This window comes from Mesorhizobium sp. M0808, assembly GCF_040320025.1.
Taxonomy (GTDB): domain Bacteria; phylum Pseudomonadota; class Alphaproteobacteria; order Rhizobiales; family Rhizobiaceae; genus Mesorhizobium.
In genome coordinates this window covers 133,711-153,451 of the sequence record NZ_JAMYOX010000005.1, presented here as the reverse complement: position 1 = coordinate 153,451, position 19,741 = coordinate 133,711, and the positions used below count along the sequence as shown (strand labels likewise).

The 19,741-nt window shown below is 63.1% G+C and carries 22 protein-coding genes; 11 read left to right on the top strand and 11 right to left on the bottom strand.

Annotated features, from left to right (window positions below; genetic code table 11):
* Positions 1-4 precede the first annotated feature (4 nt).
* Positions 5-2,695: an aconitate hydratase AcnA gene (gene acnA / locus NKI25_RS09600; protein WP_352998384.1), complete on the bottom strand. Its 2,691-nt coding sequence runs from the start codon at positions 2,693-2,695 to the stop codon at positions 5-7.
* Between the two features lie 282 nt (positions 2,696-2,977).
* On the opposite strand from acnA, the gene ccmA reads away from it, so the two are divergent.
* The 4 genes from ccmA (at position 2,978) to NKI25_RS09580 (ending at position 5,218) form a co-directional block, all read left to right on the top strand.
* Positions 2,978-3,577 carry a heme ABC exporter ATP-binding protein CcmA gene (ccmA, locus tag NKI25_RS09595; RefSeq protein WP_352456349.1) on the top strand — a complete coding sequence of 200 codons (600 nt, stop codon included), beginning with the start codon at positions 2,978-2,980 and terminating at the stop codon, positions 3,575-3,577.
* 109 nt (positions 3,578-3,686) lie between these two features.
* Positions 3,687-4,352, top strand: coding sequence for a heme exporter protein CcmB (ccmB, locus tag NKI25_RS09590; RefSeq protein WP_352622368.1), 666 nt, complete (start codon positions 3,687-3,689; stop codon positions 4,350-4,352).
* 126 nt (positions 4,353-4,478) lie between these two features.
* Positions 4,479-4,646: a heme exporter protein CcmD gene (gene ccmD / locus NKI25_RS09585; protein ID WP_352456348.1), complete on the top strand. Its 168-nt coding sequence runs from the start codon at positions 4,479-4,481 to the stop codon at positions 4,644-4,646.
* Positions 4,643-5,218, top strand: a complete 576-nt coding sequence (locus NKI25_RS09580; protein WP_352622350.1) for a DsbE family thiol:disulfide interchange protein — start codon at positions 4,643-4,645, stop codon at positions 5,216-5,218. Before ccmD ends, NKI25_RS09580 begins: the two co-directional genes overlap by 4 nt.
* Before the next feature lie 104 nt (positions 5,219-5,322).
* Here the strand turns inward: NKI25_RS09580 and NKI25_RS09575 are convergent, their stop codons facing one another.
* Entirely contained in the window at positions 5,323-5,490 is a 168-nt protein-coding gene (locus tag NKI25_RS09575; RefSeq protein WP_023721879.1) for a hypothetical protein, read from the bottom strand.
* 264 nt (positions 5,491-5,754) lie between these two features.
* Between NKI25_RS09575 and NKI25_RS09570 the strand changes: the two genes are divergently transcribed.
* Together NKI25_RS09570 and NKI25_RS09565 are read left to right on the top strand one after the other, a co-directional pair.
* A complete protein-coding gene (locus NKI25_RS09570; protein WP_352782807.1) occupies positions 5,755-6,672 on the top strand; it encodes an SMP-30/gluconolactonase/LRE family protein in 918 nt (305 codons plus the stop codon).
* Between the two features lie 32 nt (positions 6,673-6,704).
* Positions 6,705-6,914 (top strand): tautomerase family protein, encoded by a 210-nt coding sequence (locus NKI25_RS09565; RefSeq protein WP_352782809.1) that lies wholly within the window; start codon positions 6,705-6,707, stop codon positions 6,912-6,914.
* 106 nt (positions 6,915-7,020) lie between these two features.
* Here NKI25_RS09565 and NKI25_RS09560 read toward each other — a convergent pair whose 3' ends face one another.
* The 8 genes from NKI25_RS09560 to NKI25_RS09525 all read right to left on the bottom strand — a co-directional run bounded on the left by NKI25_RS09560 (position 7,021) and on the right by NKI25_RS09525 (position 14,135).
* On the bottom strand, positions 7,021-7,554 hold the full coding sequence (locus NKI25_RS09560; RefSeq protein ID WP_352998394.1) for an NADPH-dependent FMN reductase: 534 nt from the start codon (positions 7,552-7,554) through the stop codon (positions 7,021-7,023).
* A gap of 40 nt (positions 7,555-7,594) precedes the next feature.
* On the bottom strand, positions 7,595-8,215 hold the full coding sequence (locus NKI25_RS09555; RefSeq protein WP_352456344.1) for a pyridoxamine 5'-phosphate oxidase family protein: 621 nt from the start codon (positions 8,213-8,215) through the stop codon (positions 7,595-7,597).
* A gap of 90 nt (positions 8,216-8,305) precedes the next feature.
* Positions 8,306-8,971, bottom strand: a complete 666-nt coding sequence (locus NKI25_RS09550) for a septation protein A (protein WP_023679806.1) — start codon at positions 8,969-8,971, stop codon at positions 8,306-8,308.
* Positions 8,972-9,031: 60 nt separating this feature from the next.
* A complete protein-coding gene (gene ftsY / locus NKI25_RS09545; RefSeq protein WP_352998383.1) occupies positions 9,032-10,621 on the bottom strand; it encodes a signal recognition particle-docking protein FtsY in 1,590 nt (529 codons plus the stop codon).
* 11 nt (positions 10,622-10,632) lie between these two features.
* On the bottom strand, positions 10,633-11,934 hold the full coding sequence (gene mtaB / locus NKI25_RS09540; protein WP_031212717.1) for a tRNA (N(6)-L-threonylcarbamoyladenosine(37)-C(2))-methylthiotransferase MtaB: 1,302 nt from the start codon (positions 11,932-11,934) through the stop codon (positions 10,633-10,635).
* Positions 11,934-12,818, bottom strand: coding sequence for a diaminopimelate epimerase (dapF, locus tag NKI25_RS09535; protein ID WP_352593776.1), 885 nt, complete (start codon positions 12,816-12,818; stop codon positions 11,934-11,936). Before dapF ends, mtaB begins: the two co-directional genes overlap by 1 nt.
* A gap of 74 nt (positions 12,819-12,892) precedes the next feature.
* Positions 12,893-13,054 carry a DUF1328 family protein gene (locus tag NKI25_RS09530; protein WP_031195454.1) on the bottom strand — a complete coding sequence of 54 codons (162 nt, stop codon included), beginning with the start codon at positions 13,052-13,054 and terminating at the stop codon, positions 12,893-12,895.
* 70 nt (positions 13,055-13,124) lie between these two features.
* Positions 13,125-14,135: an MBL fold metallo-hydrolase gene (locus NKI25_RS09525; protein WP_352593777.1), complete on the bottom strand. Its 1,011-nt coding sequence runs from the start codon at positions 14,133-14,135 to the stop codon at positions 13,125-13,127.
* Positions 14,136-14,438: 303 nt separating this feature from the next.
* Between NKI25_RS09525 and NKI25_RS09520 the strand changes: the two genes are divergently transcribed.
* Both NKI25_RS09520 and zapE read left to right on the top strand, forming a co-directional pair.
* On the top strand, positions 14,439-14,978 hold the full coding sequence (locus NKI25_RS09520) for a protease inhibitor Inh/omp19 family protein (RefSeq protein WP_352593778.1): 540 nt from the start codon (positions 14,439-14,441) through the stop codon (positions 14,976-14,978).
* A gap of 144 nt (positions 14,979-15,122) precedes the next feature.
* Positions 15,123-16,325: a cell division protein ZapE gene (gene zapE, locus NKI25_RS09515; RefSeq protein ID WP_352593779.1), complete on the top strand. Its 1,203-nt coding sequence runs from the start codon at positions 15,123-15,125 to the stop codon at positions 16,323-16,325.
* A gap of 34 nt (positions 16,326-16,359) precedes the next feature.
* On the opposite strand, the gene NKI25_RS09510 is transcribed toward zapE, so the two are convergent.
* A complete protein-coding gene (locus NKI25_RS09510; protein WP_352593780.1) occupies positions 16,360-16,659 on the bottom strand; it encodes a GNAT family N-acetyltransferase in 300 nt (99 codons plus the stop codon).
* Between the two features lie 362 nt (positions 16,660-17,021).
* Here NKI25_RS09510 and mdh point away from each other — a divergent pair, with 362 nt between their 5' ends.
* Genes mdh through NKI25_RS09495 form a run of 3 tightly spaced genes read left to right on the top strand, consistent with a single transcriptional unit; the run spans position 17,022 to position 19,719 of the window.
* Complete coding sequence (mdh, locus tag NKI25_RS09505; RefSeq protein ID WP_023679796.1) at positions 17,022-17,990, top strand: malate dehydrogenase; 969 nt, start codon at positions 17,022-17,024, stop codon at positions 17,988-17,990.
* A gap of 41 nt (positions 17,991-18,031) precedes the next feature.
* On the top strand, positions 18,032-19,228 hold the full coding sequence (gene sucC, locus NKI25_RS09500) for an ADP-forming succinate--CoA ligase subunit beta (protein ID WP_352998382.1): 1,197 nt from the start codon (positions 18,032-18,034) through the stop codon (positions 19,226-19,228).
* On the top strand, positions 19,228-19,719 hold the full coding sequence (locus NKI25_RS09495; RefSeq protein ID WP_352593781.1) for a hypothetical protein: 492 nt from the start codon (positions 19,228-19,230) through the stop codon (positions 19,717-19,719). The genes sucC and NKI25_RS09495 overlap by 1 nt, the downstream gene beginning before the upstream one ends.
* The last annotated feature ends 22 nt before the right edge of the window (positions 19,720-19,741 follow it).

Here is a 19,741-nt window from a genome sequence, read left to right as displayed (position 1 = left end):
TCCCTTAAGCGGCCAGATCGCGCAGCACGTATTGCAGGATGCCGCCATTCTTGAAGTAGTCGAGCTCGTCCAGCGTATCGATGCGGCAGATGATCGGAACCTCTTTGACGCTGCCGTCGCCGTAGGTGATCCTGGCGATCATCTTCTGCCGCGGCTTGATGTTGCTCAGTCCGTCGATCTCGACCAGTTCGTCGCCCTTGAGGTTGAGCGAGGCCCATGAGGTGCCTTCCTCGAAGACGAAGGGGATCACGCCCATGCCGACCAAATTGGAGCGGTGGATGCGCTCGAAGGACTGGGCGATGACCGCGCGGACGCCCAGCAAATTGGTGCCCTTGGCCGCCCAGTCACGCGACGAGCCGTTGCCATATTCGACGCCGGCGAAAATGACCAGCGGCACGCCTTCCTTCTTGTAGCGCATCGCGGCGTCGTAGATCGATTCCTCTTCTTTCGAGGGGTAATGGATGGTGTAGCCGCCCTCGCGGCCGTTCTCGCCCAGCATATGGTTGCGGATGCGGATATTGGCGAAGGTGCCGCGCATCATTACCTCATGATTGCCGCGGCGTGTGCCGTACTGGTTGAAATCGGCGACGCCGACGCCGTGGTCGGTGAGATACTTGCCGGCCGGCGAGGCCGCCTTGATCGAACCGGCCGGCGAAATGTGGTCGGTGGTGATCTTGTCGCCGAACAGGCCGAGCACACGCGCGCCCTTGATATCGCCGATCTTGCCGAAGCCTGACTTCATGCCGGCGAAATAGGGTGGGTTCTGCACATAGGTCGAATTGTCGTCCCAGGCATAGGTCTGGCCTTCCGGCGCCTTGACATTCTGCCAGTACTCGTCGCCCTTGAAGACGTCGGCATACTTGCGGGCGAACAATTCGCGCGTGACGTTCTTCTCGATGAATTCCTGGATCTCGACCGAACTTGGCCAGATGTCTTTGAGATAGACCGGACTGCCGTTGCGATCGTCGCCGAGCGGCTCGGTGGTCAGATCTTTGGTCACGGTCCCGGCCAGCGCGTGGGCGACGACCAGCGGCGGCGAGGCGAGATAGTTCGCCTGCACGTCGGGCGAGACGCGGCCTTCGAAATTGCGGTTGCCGGACAAGACTGCCGCAGCAATCAAGCCCTTATCGTTGATGGTCTTGGAGATCGGCGCCGGCAACGGGCCGGAATTGCCGATGCAGGTGGTGCAGCCGAAGCCGACCAGGTTGAAGCCGATCTGGTCGAGCTCCTTCTGCAGGCCGGATTTCTCGAGATATTCGGCGACGACCTGGCTGCCCGGCGCCAATGAGGTCTTGACCCACGGCTTCTGCTTGAGGCCGAGCCGGTTGGCGTTGCGCGCCAACAGCCCGGCGCCGATCAGCACGCTCGGGTTCGAGGTGTTGGTGCAGGAGGTGATGGCGGCGATGACCACATCGCCATGGCCAAGATCGTAGTCCGTGCTCTCGACGGCATAGCGCTTGTCGATTTCGGCGGCCTTCCTGTATTCGGTCTCCATGGCCTTGGCGAAGCCGGCCGGAATGTCTTCAAGTGCGACCCGGCCTTCAGGCCGCTTCGGGCCGGCCATCGACGGGACGACACTGCCGAGATCGAGCTCCAGCAGGTCGGTGAAGAGCGGATCGGCAGAGCCGGCATCGCGCCACAAGCCTTGCGCCTTCGAATAAGCCTCGACCAGGGCGATGCGGCTTTCGTCGCGACCGGACATTGTGAGATAGCGGATGGTTTCGCTGTCGACCGGGAAGAAGCCGCAGGTGGCGCCATATTCTGGCGCCATGTTGCCGATGGTGGCGCGATCGGCCAGCGTCATGTTGGACAGGCCCGGCCCGAAGAATTCGACGAACTTGCCGACGACGCCCTTCTTGCGCAGCATCTGCGTGACGGTGAGCACCAGGTCGGTGGCGGTCACGCCTTCCCTCAACCTGCCGGTGAGGTGAAAGCCGATGACTTCCGGCAGCAGCATGGAGACCGGCTGGCCGAGCATCGCGGCCTCCGCCTCGATACCGCCGACGCCCCAGCCGAGCACGCCAAGGCCGTTGATCATCGTGGTGTGCGAATCGGTGCCGACGCAGGTGTCGGGATAAGCGGTGGTCTCGCCATCTTCGCTGTTGGTCCACACGACCTGGCCGAGATACTCAAGATTGACCTGATGGCAGATGCCGGTGCCGGGCGGCACGACGCGGAAATTGCGGAACGCCTGCTGGCCCCATTTCAGGAATTTGTAGCGTTCCTCGTTGCGCTCATATTCAAGCTCGACATTGCGGGCGAAAGCCAGTGGCGTGCCGAATTCGTCGACGATGACCGAGTGGTCGATGACTAGATCGACCGGCACCAGCGGATTGATCTTTTGCGGGTCGCCGCCGAGCGAGGCCATGGCGTCGCGCATGGCGGCAAGGTCGACCACGGCTGGAACGCCGGTGAAATCCTGCATCAGCACGCGAGCCGGGCGATAGGCGATCTCGACGCCGGCGGTGCCCCGGTCAGTCAGCCAGCCGGCGACCGCCTGGATGCTCTCCTTGGTGACGGAACGGCCGTCCTCGTTGCGCAGCAGATTCTCCAGCAGCACCTTCATCGAATAGGGCAATTGGGCGATGCCGGTGAGGCCGTTCTTTTCGGCCTCGACAAGGTCATAGTAGATGTACTCGGCGCCGCCGGCGGTCAGCGTGCGGCGGCAATTGAAGCTGTCGAGTGATTTGGACACGTGCGATCCCTAACTGTCGGTTGCCGGAAGGGAACGGACGCCAGTGGGCATGCAAATCACGCGCAAAGGTGCGGGTACGGCCATTTCCGCTATCCGTTCCCAAGCGTCCGGGCCGTTCAAGGCGGCACGCGCGCTGGTTCGGCGCAAATTCGGTTCCCGTGCCGACCGCTGGCACGGATGATGCGGATATAGAGAATTTTCTGGAATAGTTCTAGACACGGATTCGCCATTTTTGCTGCGGCGCACCGAAGCCGCACCTGAACTTTCGGCGAAGGGGGACGGATGCGGCTGATCGCCGAAAATCTGGGCGGCGAACGCGGCGGCGAGACGGTATTTTCCGGCATCGAATTCGCGCTGGGGGATGGCCAGGCGCTGGTCGTCACCGGGCCGAACGGCGCCGGCAAATCGACGCTGCTCAGGATCGTCGCCGGACTGTTGCCAGTGGCGGCAGGCCGTGTGCGGTTCGAAGGTGGTGGCGAGGACTTTCCGTCGGCCGCCTCGGCCTGTCACTATCTCGGCCACCTCAACGCGATGAAGACGGCGCTGAGCGTTACGGAAAACCTGTGCTTCTGGCGCGATTTTTCGGGCGCCGGTTCCGCGGGTGTTGAAGAGGCGCTGGAAACCGTCGGGCTGGGCGGCATCGGCCATCTGCCGTTCGGCTATCTCTCGACCGGGCAACGCCGCCGCGCGGCGATTGCAAAACTGCTGGTAAGCCACCGGCCATTGTGGCTGCTCGATGAGCCGACGGCAGGACTGGACAAGGCTTCGGAGGAGAGATTCGGCGAATTGATGGGGAAACACCTCGAGAGTGGGGGGATCGTGGTTGCGGCGACGCATTTGCCGCTTGGGATCGAGGGAAAGGAATTGAGGATGACCGGCTGATGTTGGCATTCCTTCACGCCCCCCTCTGTCCTGACAGCCAATCTCCCCCCTTGAGGGGGAGATGTCCGGCAGGACAGAGGGGGGTGCCCAGGCGAAAGCATCTCACATCATGCTAGCCATCTTCCTACGCGACATCCGCCTGAGTATCCGCGCCGGCGGCGGGGCGCTTACCGGCGTGATTTTCTTTCTCGCCGTTATCGCGACCATCCCCTTCGGCGTCGGTCCCGAGCTGAAGCTGCTGGCCCGCATCGGCCCGGCGATCCTGTGGATCGCCGCCTTGCTGGCCTGCCTGCTCGGCCTCGACCGGCTGTTCCAGGCCGACCGCGAGGACGGCTCGCTCGATCTTCTGGTGCTTGGCAACGACCGGCACATGCTGGCCTTGACCGTTCTGACGAAATGCCTGGCGCATTGGGCGGGAAGCGTGCTGCCGCTGGTCATCGCCGCTCCCTTGCTCGGCCTGTTCATGAACATGGAGCCCATCGGCATCGGTGCGACGGCGCTGACGCTTCTGGTAGGCACGCCGGCGATCACCTTCATCGGTGCTGCCGGTGCAGCGGTGGCAGTGGCGTTGCCGCGTGGCGGGCTGCTGATCTCGGTGCTCGTGCTGCCGCTGACCATTCCCGTGCTGATCTTCGGCGTATCGGCAAGCTATGGCGCGGTGGCGGACCCCGATCCATTCCTGCAGCCCTTCCTCATTCTTGCCGCGCTGACCTTGTTTCTTGCCGTGCTCGGCCCTGTGGCGGCGGCGCTGGCGCTGCGGCACGGAACGGATTGATGTGTTGGCTTCAGCTCATGCCTGCGGCGCGGCGAACAATTGCGGAGCCGATGGCGCAGCGTTAAGAGAAGACATGTTGGAACGGCGTGAGACGGACCGGTTGGAAAGCGCCGCGGAGCGAAAAGCATGAGCGTACATGCGCTTTATGTCACCGCCGCCTATGCGATCACGGCCGTGGTGCTGGGCGGGCTGATCGGCTGGATTCTGCTCGACCAGCGCGGCCGCAAGCGAGAGCTTGCCGAGCTGGAGGCATCCGGCGTGCGCCGGCGCTCCGATAAGGCAGTAAAATCATGAGCACGGAAACCCAAACACCGGCGCGCCGCCGCCTGATCGTGCTGCTGCCGCTGCTGGTCTTTCTCGGGCTGGCGGGATTGTTCCTGGCGCAGCTTTTGTCCGGGCGCGACGTGTCGGAAGTGCCGTCAGCGCTGATCGGCCTGCCGGCGCCGCAGACCAACCTGCCGGCGCTCGAAGGCACCAATTTGCCGGGCCTCGATTCAAAACAGTTCGCCGGCAAGGTGACGCTGGTCAACGTCTTCGCGTCCTGGTGCGCGCCGTGCCGCGAAGAGCATCCGGTGCTGCTGGCGCTGTCGCAGGACAGACGCTTCGTCATGGCGGCGCTGAACTACAAGGACCAGCCGGAAAACGCCCGTCGGTTCCTTGGCGATCTCGGCAACCCATTCCAGGCGATCGGCGTCGACGAGGCCGGACGCACGGCGATCGACTGGGGTGTCTACGGCGTGCCGGAGACCTTCGTCATCGGCAAGGATGGCAAGATCGCCTATAAGCATGTAGGGCCGCTGACGCCGGACTCGGCGCGGACGCTGCTGTTACCCGAAATCGAGAAGGCGCTGGCCATGCCGGGCTGATGGCCCGTCGTTTCGTCATGCTAGGGTCTTTGCTCCGCTTTGCGTCGCTACGCCCAAGGATGACGAACGTGACAGGTCGACCACGTGATAGGTCGACCGAAGACTCAGCCGTAGATCTGCTTGTGGACCTGGTAGAGCATTTCGCTGCGGTCGGCGCGCATGTCGGCGAGGTCACGGCTGCTGAAGCTGTCGATTTCGGCGACGAGGCGGTTGTAATGCCGGCGCTTGGCGATGCTGGCGCGAGCGCGGCTCATGAGGCTGTCGATGATCATAGCGAGTTTCCTTTTTGCGCCGCGTTTCGCGGCCAGTTGTTCCTCCCTTGATCGATACGGAGCATGACATAGTTATGGTGCATTGCAAAAATAAGATGTTGCAATGCACCATTGCGCTGGGCGCATAGCCGGTTAACGGGATGTGACCTGCCGTCCGGGCCAGCATTCGCTTCCATAATGCTTCTGACGCATCATCGATCTTGCCATATCGATCGTGGGCTGGCTTGATCGCGCCTTGCCAAGCGACTGCTACCGGGAGGAACCATGGCCAGCGAATTCTACGAAGTTCTCGATCCGCGCTTTTCGCGGCTGTTCAACGGCAATGCACAGGTCGACAGGCTGTTTACCGGCTGCCGATGGGCGGAAGGACCGGCCTGGTTCGCGGCCGGGCGCTATGTGGTCTGGTCCGACATCCCGAACAATCGCATGCTGCGTTACGACGAGACCGACGGCAGCGTCAGCGTGTTCCGTCAGCCGTCCGGCAATTCCAACGGCAACACGGTCGACCGGCAAGGCCGGCTGGTTACTTGCGAGCATTCCGGCCGCCGCGTCAGCCGCACCGAGCATGACGGGTCGGTAGTCACCATCGCCGACAAATGGCGCGGCAAGCGGCTGAACTCGCCCAATGACGCGGTGGTCAAGTCCGACGGCTCGATCTGGTTCACCGACCCGAGCTACGGCATCGATACCGATTACGAGGGCGACAAGGCCGAAAGCGAGATCGGCGCCTGCCATGTCTACCGGGTCGATCCCGGCACCGGCGAGACCGAGGCGGTGATCACCGACATGGTCAGGCCCAACGGGCTCGCCTTCTCGCTCGACGAAAGCAAGCTCTATGTCGCCGACACCGGCCGCACCCATGGCGCCCAAAACCCGGCGCACATCCGGGTGTTCAATGTCGACCAGGGCGGCAAGACGGTCTCAGGCGAAAAGGTCTTTGCCGACTGCACCGCCGGCCTGTTCGACGGTTTCAGGCTGGATGCGGACGGCCGCATCTGGACCAGTGCCGCCGACGGGGTCCATTGCTACGATCCGGACGGGACGCTGATCGGCAAGGTCAAGGTACCGGAAGTCGTCGCCAATTGCGTGTTCGGCGGCAACAAGCTGAACTGCCTCTACATCGCCGGCACCACATCCCTCTACATGGTCCGGCTCATGGTCAACGGCGCCAAAACCTACTGAGCGGCCGCCAAGCATATGCAAGGGAGGGAACCATGCCATTCGTGAATATCCGCCTGGTCAAGGAGGTGATTGCCGATGACCCGGCCGGCAAAAAGGCCGCGATCGCCGCCCAGGTGACGGCGGCCATCACCGGCGTCACCGGCCTGACCAACAATGATGTCTGGATAGTCTTCGAGGAGGTCGCTGCACGCGACTGGTTCGTCGGCGAGACCGACGTCGAGACGCGGAGGGGCAACGGATAGTTCTCGGCACAGATTGGCCGCAGCTCCTAGCGTCGTCATCCCAGGGCGGAGCAGGAGCGAAGCTCCGTCGCGGAGACCCTGGGATGACGAAAGCACGGTCCGGCGTTCACCGCGAGCGGATGAAGCCCGCGAAGGCCGAAACGGCGCGGCGCATCGTCAGCCGGTTTTCCGGCTGCGATAAGATATCCTCCACCTCCGGCGGCCTCTTGCCGAGCAGCGCGATTTCGAGCGCTGCTTCCCCATGGAGCGCGAAAGACATTGTCCGCATGACCTCGGCCAGTGCGGCGCGGGCAAACAGCGAGCGCGGCGAGGCGTGGACCAGCGTGGCCGGCTTGCCGACGGCGGCATCGCGCGACACCAGCCAGTCAAGCGCGTTCTTCAGGCCGCCTGGCACACCGTGGGCATATTCCGGGCAGGAGACGATGACGCCGTCAGCGGCGGTGACCGCATCGATCAGCACTGCTGCTTGCAGCGGCGTCCGCTCGCCTTCCTCGTCGGGGTTGAAAATCGGCAGCCGGCCAAGCCCATCGTAGACGGAGACGTGACAGTCCGGCGGCGCGTTTTGCGCGAGTGCCGCGAGCAGGGCCGAATTGGTCGAGGCGGCGCGCAGGCTGCCGGAGATGGCGAGGATGTTGAGCAAAGGAATGGAGACCGGCTTGGACGATTCGTTGCCGATCACGCTACCACATGGTCTCCCTGTATTCCTCGTCCAGCCAGCGGTCGGTCGCCTCGGCCGAATCGGCGAGCGCCAACTGGTCGCGCAGGATCTGGCCGAGCGTCGGCAGCGTCGCGCGGTCGTACCAGCTCTCCGGCTTCCACAATTCGGAGCGCATGAAGGCCTTGGCGCAATGCATGTAGGCGGCCTTGACCGTCACCACGACGACGCTTTGCGGTGCCTTGCCGTCGACCGCCAGCCGCTCACGCAATGCCGCATCGACGGTGATGCGGGCATCGCCATTGACACGCAGCGTTTCGTTCATGCCGGGAATGAGGAAGAGCAGCCCGATCGAGGGATTGAGAAGGATGTTCTCCAGCGTGTCGAGCCGGTTGTTGCCGGGACGGTCGGGGATGGCGATGGTCTTCTCGTCGAGCACTGTTACGAAGCCCGGCCTGTCGCCCTTGGGCGTCACATCGGCATTGCCGGCGCCGTCGGACGAGCCGATCAGCACGAAAGGGCTCTTGCCGATGAAGGAACGGCAGTGGCCGTCCAATGCCTTCAGTTCCTTGCGGATCGAGCCGTCAGTCGGCCGAGGCGTCTTGTAGATCGTCCTCAACTCGTCGCGTGTGGTGATGAATTCCATGCCCCTCTCCTCTTATTCTGACGCAATTCCCTAGGGAAAGCGCTACGCGCTTTTCCCGGGAAAACCGCTACACACTTTCCTGGAATTGCTCTATTTGCCGGCCTTCTCTTCCTTGCCGGTCTTGTCCTCGAGCGAATGGCGCAGGATCAACGGCATTTGGCTTAACGTGAAGACAAGGGTAATGGGAATCGTGCCCCAGACCTTGAAATAAAGCCAGGCTTCCTCAGAAAAGTTGCGCCACACGACCTCGTTCAGCGCAGCCAGAAAAAGGAAGAAGAGCCCCCATCGGAAAGTGAGCTTGCGCCAGCCTTCGGCGTCGAGATTGAAGGCGGAATCAAAGACATAGCCCAACAGCGATCTGCCAAACGCCAACCCGCCAAGCAACGTGATGCCGAACAGGCTGTTGATGATTGTCGGCTTCATGAAAGCGAAGGTCTTGTCCTGCAGCCACAGCGCCAGCGCGCCAAACACAAACACCACGATGGCCGAGACCAATGGCATGATCGGCCAGCTGCGCGTCAAAATCCACGAAACGCTGAGCGATAGCGCCGTCGCCACCATAAAGAACGCTGTGGCAATCAGGATAGGCTCGCCGATATGGCCGAGGATCGGAAACTTCCCGACAAGCCACGCGCCGCGGATGGTGGTGAAAAAGAACACCAGGCCAGGCCCGAGTTCGAGCAGGAATTTCAGGCCGGGGTTCAATGCCTTGCGGCGCGGATCGGACAGGTCGCGTTCGAGGATGGGTGGGCTCATAGGGTCCTTCTTACGCATGATTCAATCCAAAAAGCCTGCAACTTTTTGGGATCATGCTCGTCAAGCCACGCCAGCGATCGCCCTGGCGAATTCGCTTGCGGAAAAGGGTTCGAGGTCGTCGACCTGTTCGCCGACGCCGATGAAATAGACCGGCAATTTGTGCTTTGCCGCGATCGCCACCAGAATACCGCCGCGCGCCGTGCCGTCCAGCTTGGTCATCACCAGGCCGTTGACGCCGGCGACATTGCGGAAGATCTCGACCTGGTTGAGCGCATTCTGGCCGGTGGTGGCATCGACCGTCTGCAGCACGGTGTGCGGCGCTTCCGGATCGAGCTTGCCCAGCACCCGGACGATCTTTTCCAGTTCCGCCATTAGTTCGGTCTTGTTCTGCAGCCGCCCGGCGGTGTCGATGATCAGCACGTCGGAGCCGGCCTCCTTCGCGCGCTCGAATGCATCGTAGGCGAGGCCGGCGGCATCGGCGCCGAGCTTCGAGGCAATGACCGGCGAGTTGGTACGCTCGCCCCAGATCTTCAGCTGCTCGATCGCGGCTGCGCGAAAGGTGTCGCCGGCGGCGAGCATCACCGAGAGGCCGCCATCGGTGAGCTTTGCGGCGAGCTTGCCGATGGTCGTGGTCTTCCCGGTGCCGTTGACGCCGACCACCAGGATGACATGCGGCTTGTGGCTGAGGTCGAGCTCCAACGGCATGGCGACGTGGGTCAGCACTTTCTCAACCTCGGCCGCCATGATGGCCCGGACTTCGGTGTCGGAGACGTCCTTGCCGTAGCGGCTGGCGGAGAGCGCGTCGGTAACGCGCAAAGCCGTCTCCATGCCGAGATCGGCGCGGATCAGCACATCCTCCAGGTCCTGCAGCGTGTCCTCGTCAAGTTTCCGCTTGGTGAAGACGCCGGCGATGTTGCCCGACAACTCCTTGGAAGAGCGGGCAAGCCCGTCTCGCATGCGCTGGAACCAGGAACGCCTCGGCGCCGGTTCGGGCGCCTTCTGCGGCTCGGCTTTCTGCTCGACCTTCTTGGTTACGGTGACTTTGCCGGGGGCGGGCTTTGGCTCCGGCGATGGTTGCGGAACGGCTTCTGGCTCGGGCTTTACCTCCCCCTCGATGGGAGGGTGGGGCGCCGGCACGACCTCCGGTTCGGGCGCGATCTCGGTCAAGATCGGTTTCGTCTCGGCCGGCGCTGGCTGGCGGATCGGGGGCGGTATTTCGGCGGGAGGGACTTCGCGCGCTGGCGCTGCTGAGGGAGCCTCGGTGGGCACTACCGGCACTTCGACGGGTGCAGGTTCTGGCTGGGAGGGGACGATTTCTGGCTGCTGCGGCTCGGCCCGGATCTCCTCCGGTTCCTCAGCAGGCGTTTCCGGCTCGGGTGGAATGGTCGGCGGCGGCTCAGGCTTCTGCGATTCCGGCGCCGGTTGGGGTGCCGGAGGCAACTCTGGTTCGACTGGCGGTGGAGGTACGGCTTCGACTTCGGGTCGCGACTCGTCGCGTTTCAAAAACTCCGGGACGGCCTGCTCGGCGGCCGGTTTCAGCGCCTCCAGTTCGTCCCATTTGATCGGCGGCAGCGGTGCGGTCTCGTCGGGCCGCTCCTCGACGACTTCCTTCTTGCCGAACGAAAATATCTTCTTGAAAAAACCAGCCATGTCTTGCGTTCTCAGGCGGCGCGGGCGGCAAGCGGCGCGGCGATCAGTCGGATACCGTCATGGCCGGCGATATCAGCCTCGACGATGTCGCCCGGAGCGCCGGCAGAGACCGCGGCCAGCGTAAACCCTTCGGTGCGGCCAAGGCCGTCACGCTCGACCAGGATCGACTGATGCGTTCCAGCGAGCGAGGCAAGATGGCGGCGATAGGCGGCCTCGCCGGCGGCGCGCAGGCGTGCCGCGCGTTGCTTGACGACGTCGCGGCGGAGCTGCGGCATGCGCGCGGCGGGCGTGCCCTGGCGCGGCGAAAACGGGAAGACGTGGAGATGCGTCAGGCCGCATTCCTCGACGATCTCCAGCGAGTTTTCGAACATGGCGTCCGTCTCGGTCGGGAAGCCGGCGATGATGTCGGCGCCGAAAACAATGCCGGGGCGCAGTTTGCGCACATCCTCGCAAAAGCGGATCGACTGGTCGCGGCTGTGCCGGCGCTTCATCCGCTTCAGGATCATGTCGTCACCCGATTGCAGCGACAGATGCAGATGCGGCATCAGCCTCGGCTCGGTGGCGATGGCGTCCAGCAGATCGTCGTCGGCTTCGATCGAGTCGATGGAGGAAAGCCGCAGGCGTTTCACGTCTGGCACCTGCTTCAGGATGGTTTTGACCAATTTGCCGAGCTTCGGTGCGCCCGGCAGATCGGCGCCAAAACTGGTCATATCGACACCGGTCAGCACGATCTCGGCATAACCATTGCCGACGAGTCGCTTGATCTGCTCGACCACGGCGCCCATCGGCACCGAGCGCGAATTGCCGCGACCGTAGGGAATGATGCAGAAGGTGCAGCGGTGGTCGCAGCCGTTCTGCACCTGGACAAAAGCGCGCGCCCGGCCCTCGATGGCGTCGACCATGTGGGCGGCCGTCTCGCGCACCGAAAAGATATCGTTGACGCGCGCCTTCTCAGTGTCGTTGACGCCGAAATCCGGCAGCGCGCGATAGGAATGCGCCTTCAGCTTTTCCTCATTGCCGAGGACGAGATCGACCTCGTCCATGGCGACGAAATCCTGCGGGCCGGTCTGCGCGGCGCAGCCGGTAACGATGATGCGGGCAGCCGGGTTCTCACGGCGGGCTTTTCTGATCGACTGCTTGGCCTGGCGTACAGCCTCGCCGGTGACGGCGCAGGTGTTGAAGATGATGGCACCGCCTTCGAGCCCGCCGAGGCCCGCACTTTCGGCTTCACGCCGCATCACCTCGGATTCATAGGTGTTCAGCCGGCAGCCGAAGGTGACGACCTCGATACCCTTGTTGCCAAGAGGAGCCATCAGGCGGCGCTTTCGGTGTCGCGCGCCCACGCCCCGGTCGACGGATCGAAGCTGCCGGAAAATTCCCATTCGGCGGCACCGGTCAGGATGACGTGGTCGTCGTCGCGCCACAAAACATGCAGCGAGCCGCCGCCGGGCGTCATCAGCGTGACGCCGCGGCCGGTACGCCGGGTGCGGGACGCGGCGACCACAGCGGCGCAAGCAGCCGTGCCGCAGGCCTTGGTCAGGCCGGCGCCGCGCTCCCAGGTGCGGATGACCATGGTCTCCGGCGAGGTCACCTGCGCGATGGTGATGTTGGCGCGCTCGGGGAAGATCGGGTGGTTTTCGAGCAACGGGCCGAAGCGCTCGAGCTCGTACGACCAGACGTCGCGGTCGACCCAGAAGATGGCGTGCGGATTGCCCATCGAGACGACCGACGGCGAATGCAGCACCGGGGAATCGATCGGACCGATCTGCAGCTCGATCATGCGGGTGTCGCGGAATTCCTCGGCCAGCGGGATGTCCTGCCAGCCAAAGCGCGGCCTGCCCATGTCGACCGAGATCATTCCGTCGGCATGTTCCTCGGCATTGAGGATGCCGGCGACTGTTTCAAAGGCAAATGTCTTCTGGCCGGTCTCGGCGGCGAGCGCCTGGACGACACAACGCATGCCGTTGCCGCAGGCTTGCGCCCTGGTGCCGTCGGAATTCAAGATGTCGATGAAAAAGGCGGTGCCCGGCGTCCTGGGGTCGTGGATCGCCATGATCTGGTCGAACCTGGTCGCCGCATCGGCATTAAGCGCGACGGCTGCCGCAGGCGTCACGCGATCGGCACGGCCACGCATATCGGCAACGATGATTTCGTTGCCGATGCCGTTCATCTTGGCGAAAGGGGCCGCGCTTGCCATCGATCGAAAGGTCTCTTGCCGGTTTGGCGCCTATATGGCGGATAGCGGCAGAAATTACCAGCGCGGCGTGATTTTCAAGTCACCGCGAAGACGCCAAGCACGATCAGCAGGAAGATGATCAGCACGATGCCGATGAGGATGCGGGCGCCGGTGGCGGCGGCTCCGGCCAGTGCCGGCATGCCGAGCAGGCTCGCCGCGGCCGCGATAATCAAAAGAATGATGATCCACCTGATCATGAGAGACACCTCGAAGCCGACAGGTTTGAACACCTACAAACGTCTATGTGATGCCTCAGGTTCCGCCGCGCTAGACCGCCGGCACGTCCCAGACTTCGCCCGGCCGCAAGGCGCGAAAACGTTGCCGCGGCAGGCCGGCAGCATCGAGCGCTTCGCCGAGCTTTCTGGGCGGCTCGTCGATCGGCTCGTTGGTGAGCCGGAACGTGCCCCAGTGACAGCCGGCGGCATAGGCGGCGTTGCACAAAAGCATGCCTTGCACCGCCTCCTCCGGATCCTGGTGATGTGGCGCCATGAACCAGCGCGGCTCGTAGGCGCCGATCGGCAGGATGGCGAGGCGGAACCCGCCGTGCTTTTGCGCCATCAGCCGGTAATTGATGCCACCGTGGAAGCCGGTATCGCCGGCGAAATAGATCTTTGCGTCGGGTGTCTCGACGACGAAACCCGCCCACAGCGCCATCCGCCGGTCGCGAGTACCGCGGGCCGACCAGTGGTGCACCGGCTCGACATAGACGGCGACGCCATCGCCGATATCGACCCGGTCGCCCCAGTCATGCGCGGAAAGCCGCATACGGGGCACGGCAGCGCCGATGATCGTGTCGTTGCCGAGCGGCGTCAGCAGCAGCGGGTCGTGTCTTGTCTTCAGGCGCTTCAGCGTGGCGAGGTCGAGATGGTCGTAATGGTTGTGGCTGACCAGCACGAGGTCGATCGGCGGCAAATGCGAAAAGGCGATGCCCGGCGGATTGACGCGTTTCGGACCGGCGAAGGAGAGCGGCGAGACACGCCGCGACCAGACCGGGTCGGTCAGGATGTTCAGGCCGGCTGTCTGGACGAGCAGCGAGGAATGACCGACCATGGTGAGGCGGAGCGCCGCACCATCGATGCGCTCGACCGGTCTTGCCGGTGGAAACGGGCTCGGATCCGCCGCCGGCCATTTCGAGCGCTCGCGGCTCAATTGCCATTTCAACAGATCGGCAAAGCGACCCGGCGGCCGTCCGTTGGGATTGAAGAACAAGGTGCCGTCGAAATGATCGCTGGGCGGCCCGCTGTAATAGCGGTTGGCGGCTCTCTTTCTCGCGGCCAAGAAATCGGCTCCCTGCAGTTTGCTGATCCCAAGAGATAATGCCGGAGCCGGCCCGCACAAGCATTTGAGGTGAACGCCAAGGATTTGGCGCCAGCGCGCCGTATCGAATCAACCGGAGGTGTCGGCCAAACGGCCAAGGCGTAACGCAATTCAGGCAATGTGCATTTTGCGACAAATTTGCAACATTACCGGCGCAAACCGTATTTTAACCATATCGGGTTGAAATTTCGCCACCTTCGCCATCTTGGTGAGGGGGACATTGCGCGGACGGCACCCCCAGCCCGATCCGACGGAGGTTGAAGAATGAAAATTTCGAAAACCGGCCTGCTGGCCGTATCGCTGGCCGCGCTCGTTGCGAGCGGCTGTTCAACCTCACGGTTCACATCAATGGACGAGCAGCAGCCGGCGCCGCTGGAAGCTGCGCCCGCCGGCAAGGTGACTGCAAACCAGCTGCCGCCACCGGCGACACCCGGCCCGGCCGACCCGTCGAAATTTCCTACCGCGCCGCAGAACACCCAGGTCGCCTCGCTGCCGCCGGACGGGACGGCGCCGGCCGGTGCGGCCGACCTTACCGCGTCCAGCGTCGCCGGCGTGTGGAAGGCAAGCGTGTCCGGCCAGAGCTGTCAGGTGGCGACGCCGCAGACCAAATTCGGTTCGGGCTACCGCGCCGGACCGCTGCATTGCCCGGCGCCGCTCGATGGCATCAAATCCTGGAACGTCGCCGGCAAACAGCTGACGCTCTTTGACGAGAATGGCGGCACGCTGGCACGGCTCTATTCTTCGGGCGGCGAGAAATTCGACGGCCAGACTTCCAACGGCCTGCCGATCTCGCTTACAAGGTAAGTGAACGGCCCCCCATTGTTACGCAATTCCGGACGGAAAACCGTTACACACTTTTCCTGGAATTGCCTCTTTTGTTTTTTACGCAATTCCGGACAGAAAACCGCTACACACTTTTCTTGGAATTGCTCCGGAACGACGTGACCAATGCATCTGCGTGACGGCCTCCAGACCCATGCGACCGTCAAGCAGCGCTATGACCATCTGGTCGAGACGGGCGCCATCGGGCGCGATCCGGCGCAGGAGCGGATCGCCGCTGCGCTCGACCGGCTGATCGAAGAGATATCGGCAAAGCGGCTGGCGCAGAAATCAAGCGCGCTGGGGTGGTTGTTCGCTCGCAAGCGCGAGGTGCACGAGGCGGTCAAGGGCCTTTATATCCATGGCGGCGTCGGCCGCGGCAAGACCATGCTGATGGACATGTTTTTCGAGCTGCTGCCGGTGCGGCGCAAGCGCCGGGTGCATTTCAACGACTTCATGGCCGACGTGCAGGACCGCATCCAGAAGCACCGGCAGGCTCGCAAGAACGGCACGGCCAAGGAGGACGACCCGATCCCGCCGGTGGCGCGCGCGCTGGCCGAGGAAGCCTGGGTGCTATGCTTCGACGAGTTCTCCGTCACCGACATCGCCGATGCGATGATCCTGTCAAGGTTGTTTTCGGCGTTGTTTGCCAATGGCGTGGTGCTGGTTGCCACTTCCAACGTCGCGCCGCAGGATCTCTACCGCGACGGCCTGAACCGTCAGTTGTTTTTGCCGTTTGTCGCTATCCTGGAGCGCCACGCGCAGGTGCTGGCGCTTGACGCCGACAAGGATTACCGCCTCGACAAGCTCAGCCGCATGCCGGTCTACGTCACCCCGGCCGATGCCGCCGCCGACCATGCGCTCGACGACGCGTGGGCGGTGATGACGCATGGCAGGCCGACGGCCGAGACGATGCTGACGGTGAAGGGCCGGCACGTCGTAGTGCCGCGTGCTGCCGGCGAGGCGGCGCGTTTTTCCTTCGCCGATCTCTGCGAGAGGCCGCTCGGCGCCCGCGACTATCTTGCCATTGCCAGCCGTTTCTCGACCATCTTCATCGACCATGTGCCGGTGCTCGGCGAAGGCAAGCGCAACGAAGCCAAGCGCTTCATCCTGCTGGTCGATACGCTCTACGATCATCATGTACGGCTGGTGATGAGCGCCGCGGCACCGCCGGCGCAGCTCTATACGGCCAAGCGCGGCAACGAAGTCTTCGAGTTCGAGCGCACCGCATCGCGGCTGATCGAGATGCAGAGCCACGACTGGCTGGAGGACTGGGCGGAGAGGCAGAGGGCGCAGGGATCATCGACCGAGGCACGGCAGGCTCAGGCGTGAGGGATAGTACAGAAGGGGCCGCTGCCGCCGGCGCCTATAACCGATAAACATACATGACGAACCCCTCCGCCGGCCCATGCGGCTCTTTTCGCGACTCGTAAAGTGCGCGAGCAGCAACATTGTCCGGCTCGGTGCCGACCCACGCCTCCTCACAGCCATGCTCGCGACCGAGTGCGAACATGGCGCCGAGCATCCTCGTCGCAATGCCCTGGCGTTGAAAGGCCGGCGCCACGCCGACCTCGTCTATGTAGAGTTCGCTCACCTTGTCCGGGTGGCGGTGGATGACGGCTGCGCATTGGCCAACGACGATGCCGTCGGCGAGGGCCACGACCATGAAATGACAGGGCTCCGCGAGATAAGGCGGAGAGCCGATCCGGCCTGACCGGCTCGTCGAAGACTTCATCGGCAACCCGCATCACAAGGGCGTCATCGTCAGGAAACAGCCTTCTGATTTCCAGTGCCATTGTGTAGAATTCCTCTAGCCGGCTTCAGAATTTTGACGTTTACGTAATTCCCATTGTTTCTAACCGATTGAAATTACTCACTCCAAAATAATCGTTTGAATTTTTGTGCGGCCGGGGCTATTGCGTGCGGCGAATTTCGCGGTTCCGCAGCATTCCGGCCTCTTCCTCCGACGCCGTCATCAAATCGTCAAGGATTTGGGCGCCGTCATAGTCAAAGGGAAAATATCCTGACATGGCACGCAACAAGATAGCGCTCATCGGCTCGGGCATGATCGGCGGCACCCTCGCCCACATGGTCGGCCTCAAGGATCTCGGCGACGTCGTGCTGTTCGATATCGCCGAAGGCATCCCGCAAGGCAAGGGGCTGGACATCGCGCAGTCGTCGCCAGTCGATGGGTTCGACTCCAGGCTGACCGGCGTCAACGACTATGCCGGCATCGAGGGCGCCGATGTCTGCATCGTCACCGCCGGCGTGCCGCGCAAGCCCGGCATGAGCCGCGACGATCTTCTAGGCATCAATCTGAAGGTGATGGAGCAGGTCGGCGCCGGCCTCAAGAAATACGCGCCGAAAGCCTTCGTCATCTGCATCACCAATCCGCTCGACGCCATGGTCTGGGCGCTGCAGAAGTTTTCCGGCCTGCCCAAGAGCCATGTCGTCGGCATGGCCGGCGTGCTCGACAGTTCGCGCTTCCGTTATTTCCTGGCCGAGGAATTCAAGGTCTCGGTCGAGGACGTCACTGCCTTCGTGCTCGGCGGCCACGGCGATTCCATGGTGCCGATGATCCGCTATTCGACGGTTGCCGGCATCCCGCTGCCCGACCTCATCAAGATGGGCTGGACCTCGAGGGAGCGGCTCGACCAGATCGTGCAGCGCACCCGCGACGGCGGCGCCGAGATCGTCGGCCTGCTCAAGACCGGCTCTGCCTTTTATGCGCCGGCAGCTTCGGCCATTGCCATGGCCGAAGCCTATCTCAAGGACAAGAAGCGGGTGCTGCCCTGTGCTGCCTATCTCTCCGGCCAATATGGCGTCAAGAACACCTATGTCGGCGTTCCCGTGGTGATCGGCGCCGGCGGCGTCGAGCGGATCATCGAGATCGAGCTCGCGAAGAACGAGCAGAAGATGTTCGACAATTCGGTCGCGGCGGTGCAGGGCCTGTGCGACGCCTGCGTCAAGATCGCTCCGCATCTCGCGGCCAAGTAAGCCGGTAACCAAGCCCGCCAAGCAAGCTGGAGACATAGCGCATGAACATCCATGAGTATCAGGGCAAGGCGCTGCTGAAAGGCTTTGGCGCACCCGTGGCCGAGGGCGTGCCGGTGTTCAAGGCGAGCGAGGCGGAAGCTGCCGCCAAGGCGCTGCCCGGCCCACTCTATGTGGTCAAGAGCCAGATCCATGCCGGCGGCCGCGGCAAGGGCAAGTTCAAGGATCTCGGGCCCGATGCCAAGGGCGGTGTCAGGCTGGCGAAGTCGGTGGCCGAGGTCGTCGCCAACGCCAAGGAGATGCTCGGCCATACGCTGGTCACCAAGCAGACCGGCCCGGCCGGCAAGCAGGTCAACCGGCTCTATATCGAGGACGGCGCCGACATCGAGCGCGAGCTCTATCTGTCGATCCTGGTCGACCGCTCGGTCGGGCGCGTCGCCTTCGTCGTCTCGACCGAGGGCGGCATGGACATCGAGGCGGTCGCCCACGACACGCCGGAAAAGATCATTACCGTCGCCATCGACCCGGAAAAGGGCGTGACGGCCGACGATGTGAAGAAGCTCAACGCCGCACTGAGACTCGACGGCGACGCCGCCAAGGATGGCGCGACGCTGTTTCCGATCCTCTACAAGGCGTTTGTCGAGAAGGACATGAGCCTGCTCGAGGTCAACCCTTTGATCGTCATGAAGAACGGCCGGCTGCGCGTGCTCGACGCAAAAGTGTCGTTCGACAACAATGCGCTGTTCCGTCACCCGGACGTGCTCGAATTGCGCGACACCACCGAAGAGGACGAGAAAGAGATCGAGGCGTCGAAATACGACCTCGCCTATGTCGCGCTCGACGGCAATATCGGCTGCATGGTCAACGGCGCCGGCCTTGCCATGGCAACGATGGACATCATCAAGCTCTATGGCGCCGAGCCCGCCAATTTCCTCGACGTCGGCGGCGGTGCGTCGAAAGAAAAGGTGACGGCGGCGTTCAAGATCATCACCAAGGATCCGGCGGTCAAAGGCATCCTGATCAACATCTTCGGCGGTATCATGAAGTGCGACATCATCGCCGAGGGCGTCATCGCAGCAGTCAAGGAGGTCGGCCTGCAAGTGCCGCTGGTGGTGCGGCTGGAAGGCACCAATGCCGAGCTCGGCAAGAAGATCATCAACGACAGCGGGCTGAACGTGGTGTCGGCCGATGACCTCGATGACGCAGCCAAGAAGATTGTCGCGGCGGTGAAGGGCGACTGATGCATCGGTTGCTGGCCATAGCGCTCTGCGGCATGGCTTTTTGGGCCAGCGCTGCTGCGGCCGCGGATAGTTCGAAGTCGCCCGCCTGGATCGGCAAGAGGGTCAATCTCTTCATGAACTTATGTCCGGCAACGGCGCCCAGCTTCGGCCGGTTCAACGCGGTTGCCCGGCAAAGCGGGTTCAAGGCCGGATCCGACGGGCTGCAAGTCTACAAGGCTACGGAAATCGTTGCCTCAATCAAGAGTTCGAACGGTCGCTGCGACTGCCTGGTCTCCTTCGGCACCAACGATCCGAAGCTGGCCGCCAACATGATCCTGAAAAGGCTTCTGACCAAATATGGCAGCAGTTTCCAAGCCGATGATGACCCCAAGTCCCTTGGTGAATTGAGAACATCTAACGGCAATTTATCGGTGCAGATCGTGACGATCCGGCGCGCCGGGGGCCGATGGATCGGTGCTGTCGTTCACGGAAACCAAAAATGCCCAGCTTGAAAACAGAACTTCAGGGTCAAGG